The organism is Pseudoramibacter porci (genome assembly GCF_009696145.1).
Taxonomy (GTDB): Bacteria; Bacillota; Clostridia; order Eubacteriales; family Eubacteriaceae; genus Pseudoramibacter; species Pseudoramibacter porci.
This window is the reverse complement of the sequence record NZ_VUMO01000022.1, coordinates 1-6,973: the sequence shown is the minus strand read 5'-3', so window position 1 is coordinate 6,973 and position 6,973 is coordinate 1. Positions and strand designations below refer to the sequence as shown.

The following is a 6,973-nucleotide window of genomic DNA, read 5'->3' as shown; positions in this document are numbered from 1 at the left end:
AACCACTCAGGACCGAATCGTCCTATATTTCGATTTCAATTTATAAATCTACAAATTGCAGCTTGATATTAAATCAAACGAGGCTCCTGAGTATTTTCTCAGAGCCTCGTTTGTCTACAGTCTGAAATGCCCCTAAGCCATTATGGTTTAGGGGCATTTTTGCGTATGTGGGATTATGCTTCTCTGTGGGTTTTATGACCGACAGGAGGCAAAAAAGGAGATAAGAACGATTCTGCAACGAAAGATATTTTAACAAGAATAATTGATCAGTTTTTATTTGTAGTCAGGAATATCCTTTTCATGCTTGAAACCCCATACCATGATGGAATAGAATACTGGCATGAGATCCCGTCCCATTTCCGAAAAGGAATATTCAACATGTGGAGGGATTTCATTAAACTGCTTCCTGACGATCAGCATCGCGCTAAATTCGGTGATCTGCCATTACTTTTATCACGAAGAAGTGAAGAAATCTGCAAAGAGAAAGCATAACTGACATGCGTGAAGCAATATTCAAACAAAAAGGAGGTAGAAGGAAAATGATAACTATTGAAAGCGGCCATGATTATGGTATATGGACATCTTCCGGATGACAAAGAGAAGATACTGGCGATGCTCAAACAGGGTGCAGACGAACAGGGGGAAGATCGGTTGCGGATGCGAAGAGACAGCATGAGAAGCTTATGATCAGAGTAAAAAAGTAATAAGTTAGATGTCAGTGTCGAATATGAGCTTTTGGAGGTAATGATAATGAAGATTGACTTTAATGATATAGATTCAATGACGCTCCCGGGTATGAATAACGGCACCGGTATGATGAGCGCCCGTATGTATAATGATGCTTCCTATCGGATCATCCCAACCTCTATCCATCCGGGAGGAAGTATCGGTATCCATAAACAGGAATCAGGCGATGACATGAACTATGTGATCAGTGGAACAGGCAAAGCGTTTTGCGACGGTGTAGAGGAAGAATTGAGACCGGGCGTGATGCATATCTGCCCGAAAGGATCAGAGCACGCGATTGTTAATACAGGAGAGGAGGATCTGGTTATGCTGACCATCGTGGTGAAGAAATGAGTCTATACGTATTTAAGGAACTTCTGATCAAAGGAACGATGTTAGGAAAAAAACAGCTTACAGTAGGAGAGGCCATTGGTCGAGAACTGGCTGGTTGAAAGAAGTGAAGGGAGGGCATGATGAGCCATAAGCTTCTTGTCTATTGGGACATTACAAAACCACAACGGCAAAAGATTCGTGATATCGCGGCGGCGCACAGCTGGAAGGCAGTTTTTGAAACAGATCTGGAAAAGGCGGCTCAGGAAGCGCGGGATGCAGAGATTTTATTTGGGGCGGATACGGCGCCTCTGCGCCAGGCTAAGGCGCTCAAGTGGTTCTGCACCAACTGGGCCGGCGTCAACGCGTATCTCAAGGACGGTGTGCTGCCCAACGACACATGTGTGCTGTCCAATTCCGCCGGGGCCTACGGGGTCACCATTTCGGAGCATATTGTCATGACGGCCCTGATGATGATGCGGCAGTATCGCCGCCACGAGGCCATTTTAAACGACACGTCTCAGACATCCTGGAAAGGGGTAGTGCCCATGCACGCCCTGTGCGGCAGTCGGATCACCCTGCTGGGCACCGGGGACATCGGCAGAACTTTTGCCTCTCGGGTCAGAGGCTTCGAACCGGCATCGGTGATCGGCGTGAACCGCAGCGGCCGGGCGGTGCCAGGGTGCGACCGGGTCTGCCAGGTTGCAGATCTGGCAGATGTCCTGCCGGAAACAGATCTGCTCGTCATGAGCCTGCCGGAGACGCCGGAAACAGTCGGGATCATGAACCGGGAGATGCTGGCCCGGCTGCCGAAAGACGCCTATCTCGTGAATGTCGGCAGAGGGAGCGCCATCGACGAAGGGGCGCTGGTCGACGCCTTAAATGCCGACCGGCTGGCAGGGGCCGCGCTGGACGTCATGCAGACGGAGCCGGTCCCGGCGGACAGCCCCCTGCGAACGGCAAAGCACCTCCTGCTGACGCCCCACTGCGCTGGCAAAATGGCGTTGGATTATACAAGAGAGAAGAGCGTAGCGATGTTTTGCGAAGATCTGGAAAATTACCTGACCGGCAAGCCTTTGAAGCATCGCGTCGATAAAAAGCGGGGCTATTGAGCGGGCCAGAGGATTGAGCATGCTTTCGCTCACAGCAGGGGGCATGCGGCGCCAGAAAAAGCCGCGGCTTTGGCGATCGCCTCCGCCAAAGCGAAAAAGATGATAGGGAACAGCAGCAGACCATGATATAATAAAACTAACGTTAGCGTCATAAAATGACGGCGGAGATTTGATATCACAGGAGGCATTGCCATGGAATTTTCAGAACTGATCAAAGCGCGGTATTCGTGCAAGAAGTACGACGGCCGACCGGTGGAACCGGCAAAACTCCAGCAGATTCTCGCAGCCGGGCGCCTGGCCCCGACGGCGAAGAACCTGCAGGAACAGAAGATTTACGTGATCGAGAAGCCGGAAGACCTGGCGAAGGTGGATCAGCTCACCCCGTGCCGCTACGGCGCCGGAACCGTGCTCCTCGTCGCCTACGACCAGAACAATATGTACACTTATCCCGGAGAGCGGTACACCTCTGGCATCGAAGACGCGACAATTGTGGCCACCCATCTGCTCCTCGCGGCCAAGGACGCCGGGGTGGACAGCTGCTGGCTCAACCGCTTCGATCCTGACAAAGCGGCCGAGATTTTCGGTTTGCCGGCCAACGAAAAAGTGGTGATGCTGCTGGATCTCGGCTATCCCGCAGAAGGCGCGGGCCCCCTGGAACGGCATACCCAGCGCAAAGACCTCAGCGAAACGGTGACGTACCTTTAAACAACAAGAGACTTGTGTCGATACACAAGTCTCTTGTTTGCGTGTTAAAGTGGGTGATCATCTGCGGAGCGCCCACTTTATTTTATTTGTAGGGTCGTCCGCAGCTGCTTAAGGAATCTTTCTGCAATGGGCGTAAAAGTTTGATACCGGTTCCAGACAATAAAGAGTTTGGTCTCAGCTGCAGGTTCCAAAGGGCGGAAGACAAGTCCGCTGTCTTCAGACGTATCGATCAGGTGATCAAAAGTAAGAAGGTAGCCAAGGCCTTCCCTTGTGAAGATGGAACCATTGTAGGCTAGGCGAAAGGAGCCTTCCAGCTTTAATTTTGAAAATGATGCCCCAGCCCATTCTTTGATTTCATGATCCCATGCTTGCTCAGAGCAAAATAGGGGAAGCCCGATCAGATCCGTTACGCGGATCTTTTTTTTCTTTGCCAGAGGGTCATTGGTTGGGATTACAAGTCCCCATTTATCGCTTTCTGGAAATTCAATGGATTCATATTTGCGGCCGTCGGGGTATTCTGCCAGAACGAGGAAATCCAGCAGCCCGTTGTCGAGCTTGTCGGCAATCTGCTCGGTATCGCCGCTTGTAATGTGGTAGTGCAGGTTGGGATAGCGCCTCTTGAATGCTTTGATAACTTGGGCAAGATATTTGAGCTGACAAGATTCTGCTAAACCGAGATAGAGGTCGCCGCCAGTGATGTCATCAAGGGATGTGAATTCCTGCTCGATTTTATTCGCCAGGCTGACCAAGTCTTCCGCGCGGTTCTTCAGAAGAATGCCTTCGTCCGTCAGACGGATACTGAAGCTGTGACGGGTAAAGAGTTTTTTCCCCAGTTCGTCTTCCAGGGACTTCATCTGCTTTGAAAGTGTGGGCTGCGTGACATGCAAAAACGCAGCAGCGCGCGTCATGTTTTCTTCTCTTGCAATGGCAAGAAAGTATCTGAGCGTTTTGATTTCCATGAGCGTATTCCTTTCGTCCTGTCTATGATATGCAATAAATGAATATCATGATATTCATTATAATCATTAGCGAGACGGTGTTCAAATATTTATGCTTAAGAAGGCAAAGCAATAATTGTCGGAGAAGGAATTAAAACAGGGAGATCATTAAAATAGGAGATCATGATGAAGAAAGAAGAATTAAATCTTACACAGGAATGGGATAAAACTTTCCCGAAGAGCGATAAAGTGGTACACAGCAAGGTGACATTTGTCAATCATTTTGGAATCACCCTTGCCGCAGATATGTATGTACCGAAGACGAAAGCGGGCAAACTTCCAGCAATCGCTGTTGCAGGTCCGTTCGGTGCGTGCAAAGAACAGGCATCCGGACTTTACGCTCAGACGATGGCTGAAAGAGGCTTTCTGACGATCGCCTTTGATCCGTCATTTACTGGCGAATCCGGAGGGTTCCCGCGGGCAATGCATTCACCGGATATTAATGTCGAGGATTTCCAGGCGGCTGTTGATTTTTTGTCGTGTCATGACCATGTTGATTCGGAAAGGATTGGCATTATCGGTATCTGCGGATGGGGCGGCATGGCGCTGCAGACCGCATGTATCGACACAAGGATCAAAGCGACGGTGATATCGACGATGTATGATATGACGAGAGTTGCAGGAAACGGATATTTTGACGAAGCAGACAATAAAGCGGCAAGAAAAGCGGCAAGGGAAGCCGTCAATCAGCAGCGCATCGCGGATTACGAAAACGGCACCTACGCGTTGGCCGGAGGCGTTGTGGATCCCCTTCCGGAGGACGCCCCCTTTTTCGTGAAGGATTATTACGACTATTATAAGACAAGCAGAGGTTATCATGCCCGTTCACTGAATTCTAATGGGGGCTGGGCCGTACAGGCAGGCACATCTTTAGCCAATACGCGGCTGTTTACCTATGCAGGTGAGATTGACAGTGCGGTGCTGATGATCCATGGGGAAAAGGCCCATTCCTGCTATATGAGCCGGGATGCATTTAAACTTCTAAATGGCAATAACAAAGAATTAATGATCGTTCCCGGCGCCGTTCATACGGATCTTTATGATGGCGGCGGAAAGGATGCGATCCCCTTTGATAAGATCGAAACCTTCATGACGACATGGTTGAAGTAGGGACGCGATATGAAATTAAAAACGTTTCTTGAAAAAATGGATTCAGGCGAAGAAATTGAAGCGGGGTCGGCATACCATCTTTTTATGCATAGTCTCTCCCAGGAAGCACTGCGCATCACGGCAGAGATGAACAATGCTTATCACACACCGGAAGAACTAGTGGTATTGATGCGGGAACTGACGGGCCAGCCGGATTTTCCGCCTTTCGGTCTCTTTCCGCCGTTCTATACTGACTGCGGCAAGCATATTCACTTCGGGAAGAATGTGTTTGTAAATTCTGGCTGCCGATTTCAGGACCAAGGCGGTATTTGGATCGGAGATAATGTATTGATCGGCCACAATGCGGTGTTGGCGACATTGAACCATAATCCGGACCCGCAGAAACGGGGGAACCTCATTCCATCTAGAATTGTAATCGGGAACGGGGTCTGGCTTGGGGCGAATGTGACGGTATTGCCTGGCGTGACCATCGGAGAAGGCGCGATTATCGCCGCCGGCGCAGTCGTTACAAAAGATATCCCGGCCAGAACGGTCGCAGCTGGTGTCCCAGCGAAAGTGATCAAAACGATTAAAGCAGCAGAGGCAGGCGTAGAAGTGTAGCGCGAAACAGACGCAAGAATGGAATGTTTTTCCAGAATCTCGTCGTTCATTTTTTTCGCTCACTTTCTTAAGTGTGATATCATTATACATCAGATTTTTTGAAATATGTATCTGTAGATACAGCAATTCGCCGCTTTTTGGCGTATACTATGATCAATCGCAGGAAGGGCAGCGCATTCATTTAAGATGTTAAGATGGCGCTGTTTTGGATATTGAAATCATAAAAAAGGAAGTGTGATAAAATGATTAATGAACGAAAAGTTGCTGTGGTCGGATGCGGTTTTGTAGGGTCTTCGTCAGCGTTTGCACTGATGCAGAGCGGGCTCTTTTCGGAAATCGCCCTGCTTGACGCGAATGCCGAAAAGGCGGAAGGCGAAGCCCTGGACATCTCCAACGGCGTGCCCTTTATCGGGCAGACGCAGGTGTACGCGACGGATTACGACGGCATTATGGACGCGGCCATCATCGTGATCACGGCCGGCGCCGCGCAGAAGCCGGGCGAAACCCGCCTCGACCTGGTCAATAAGAATGTGGGCATTTATAAAAGTATCATCCCCGAGATTGCGAAGCGCGGCTACGAAGGCATCCTGCTGATCGTGTCCAACCCGGTGGATATTCTGACACTGGCGGCGGTTAAATTGTCCGGATTTCCAGAAAACCGCGTGTTTGGATCGGGCACCGTGCTGGATACCGCAAGACTAAAGAGCAAGCTGGGCGAACATCTTTCTGTGGACGGCCGCAGTGTGCACGCATTTATCATCGGCGAACACGGTGACAGCGAAATTGTAGCCTGGGGCAGCACCAATGTCTCGGGAGTGCCGCTGGATACCTTCTGCGAAATGCGCGGACATTATCAACATATGGAAGCCATGCGTCAAATCGCGGAGGACGTCAAAAACAGCGCCTACGAAATCATCGCGAAGAAAAAAGCCACCTATTACGGCATTGCCATGTCGGTTGTCAGAATCTGCCGGGCCATTGTCATGAATGAAAAGAGCATTCTCCCAGTCTCTTCCGTGATGCACGGCGAGTACGGCATTTCCGATATTTCCCTCAGTATGCCGGCGATTGTGGGGAGAAACGGCGTGGAAACCCATATTCCCATTGTCCTGAATCAGGATGAACAGGCCAAACTGGAAAAATCTGCGGACACGTTAAAAACAATCGCGGAAAACGCGGGATTATTGTAGGAGAAGGCAAATCTTTCCTATACCAAGAGAAAACCGTTAAACAACAAGAGACTTGTGTCGATACACAAGTCTCTTGTTTCAGACTGTAGACAAAGTCTAGGGCAAACGCTCTAGGCTTTGTTTATTATCGCAATCATTTTTCACCTGTTGCCATACAACCGTGGTAAAATAGCAATAATAGAAACAGGCCATGCATTCAGTA

The 6,973-nt window shown here is 49.6% G+C and carries 8 protein-coding genes; 6 read left to right on the top strand and 2 right to left on the bottom strand.

What is annotated here, in order from left to right:
- Positions 1–273 precede the first annotated feature (273 nt).
- Positions 274–420: a winged helix-turn-helix transcriptional regulator gene (locus FYJ52_RS09840; protein ID WP_205960832.1), complete on the bottom strand. Its 147-nt coding sequence runs from the start codon at positions 418–420 to the stop codon at positions 274–276.
- Between the two features lie 330 nt (positions 421–750).
- Between FYJ52_RS09840 and FYJ52_RS09830 the strand changes: the two genes are divergently transcribed.
- The 3 genes from FYJ52_RS09830 (at position 751) to FYJ52_RS09820 (ending at position 2,873) form a co-directional block, all read left to right on the top strand.
- Entirely contained in the window at positions 751–1,080 is a 330-nt protein-coding gene (locus FYJ52_RS09830) for a cupin domain-containing protein (RefSeq protein ID WP_154577051.1), read from the top strand.
- 119 nt (positions 1,081–1,199) lie between these two features.
- Positions 1,200–2,168, top strand: coding sequence for a D-2-hydroxyacid dehydrogenase (locus FYJ52_RS09825; protein WP_154577050.1), 969 nt, complete (start codon positions 1,200–1,202; stop codon positions 2,166–2,168).
- A gap of 192 nt (positions 2,169–2,360) precedes the next feature.
- Positions 2,361–2,873, top strand: coding sequence for a nitroreductase family protein (locus tag FYJ52_RS09820; RefSeq protein WP_154577049.1), 513 nt, complete (start codon positions 2,361–2,363; stop codon positions 2,871–2,873).
- 77 nt (positions 2,874–2,950) lie between these two features.
- On the opposite strand, the gene FYJ52_RS09815 is transcribed toward FYJ52_RS09820, so the two are convergent.
- The gene (locus FYJ52_RS09815) at positions 2,951–3,832 is read right to left on the bottom strand and encodes a LysR family transcriptional regulator (protein ID WP_154577048.1); all 882 of its coding nucleotides are present in this window, start codon (positions 3,830–3,832) and stop codon (positions 2,951–2,953) included.
- 165 nt (positions 3,833–3,997) lie between these two features.
- Here FYJ52_RS09815 and FYJ52_RS09810 point away from each other — a divergent pair, with 165 nt between their 5' ends.
- The 3 genes from FYJ52_RS09810 to FYJ52_RS09800 all read left to right on the top strand — a co-directional run bounded on the left by FYJ52_RS09810 (position 3,998) and on the right by FYJ52_RS09800 (position 6,771).
- Positions 3,998–4,981, top strand: a complete 984-nt coding sequence (locus FYJ52_RS09810) for an alpha/beta hydrolase (protein WP_205960831.1) — start codon at positions 3,998–4,000, stop codon at positions 4,979–4,981.
- A 9-nt stretch (positions 4,982–4,990) separates the two neighbouring features.
- Positions 4,991–5,581: a DapH/DapD/GlmU-related protein gene (locus tag FYJ52_RS09805; RefSeq protein ID WP_154577046.1), complete on the top strand. Its 591-nt coding sequence runs from the start codon at positions 4,991–4,993 to the stop codon at positions 5,579–5,581.
- Positions 5,582–5,823: 242 nt separating this feature from the next.
- Positions 5,824–6,771 carry an L-lactate dehydrogenase gene (locus FYJ52_RS09800; protein WP_154577045.1) on the top strand — a complete coding sequence of 316 codons (948 nt, stop codon included), beginning with the start codon at positions 5,824–5,826 and terminating at the stop codon, positions 6,769–6,771.
- The last annotated feature ends 202 nt before the right edge of the window (positions 6,772–6,973 follow it).

Coding starts and splice junctions, on each gene's coding strand:
- FYJ52_RS09840 (WP_205960832.1), bottom strand. CDS start 420: ATGCTGATCGTCAGGAAGCAGTTTAATGAAATCCCTCCACATGTTGAA.
- FYJ52_RS09830 (WP_154577051.1), top strand. CDS start 751: ATGAAGATTGACTTTAATGATATAGATTCAATGACGCTCCCGGGTATG.
- FYJ52_RS09825 (WP_154577050.1), top strand. CDS start 1,200: ATGAGCCATAAGCTTCTTGTCTATTGGGACATTACAAAACCACAACGG.
- FYJ52_RS09820 (WP_154577049.1), top strand. CDS start 2,361: ATGGAATTTTCAGAACTGATCAAAGCGCGGTATTCGTGCAAGAAGTAC.
- FYJ52_RS09815 (WP_154577048.1), bottom strand. CDS start 3,832: ATGGAAATCAAAACGCTCAGATACTTTCTTGCCATTGCAAGAGAAGAA.
- FYJ52_RS09810 (WP_205960831.1), top strand. CDS start 3,998: ATGAAGAAAGAAGAATTAAATCTTACACAGGAATGGGATAAAACTTTC.
- FYJ52_RS09805 (WP_154577046.1), top strand. CDS start 4,991: ATGAAATTAAAAACGTTTCTTGAAAAAATGGATTCAGGCGAAGAAATT.
- FYJ52_RS09800 (WP_154577045.1), top strand. CDS start 5,824: ATGATTAATGAACGAAAAGTTGCTGTGGTCGGATGCGGTTTTGTAGGG.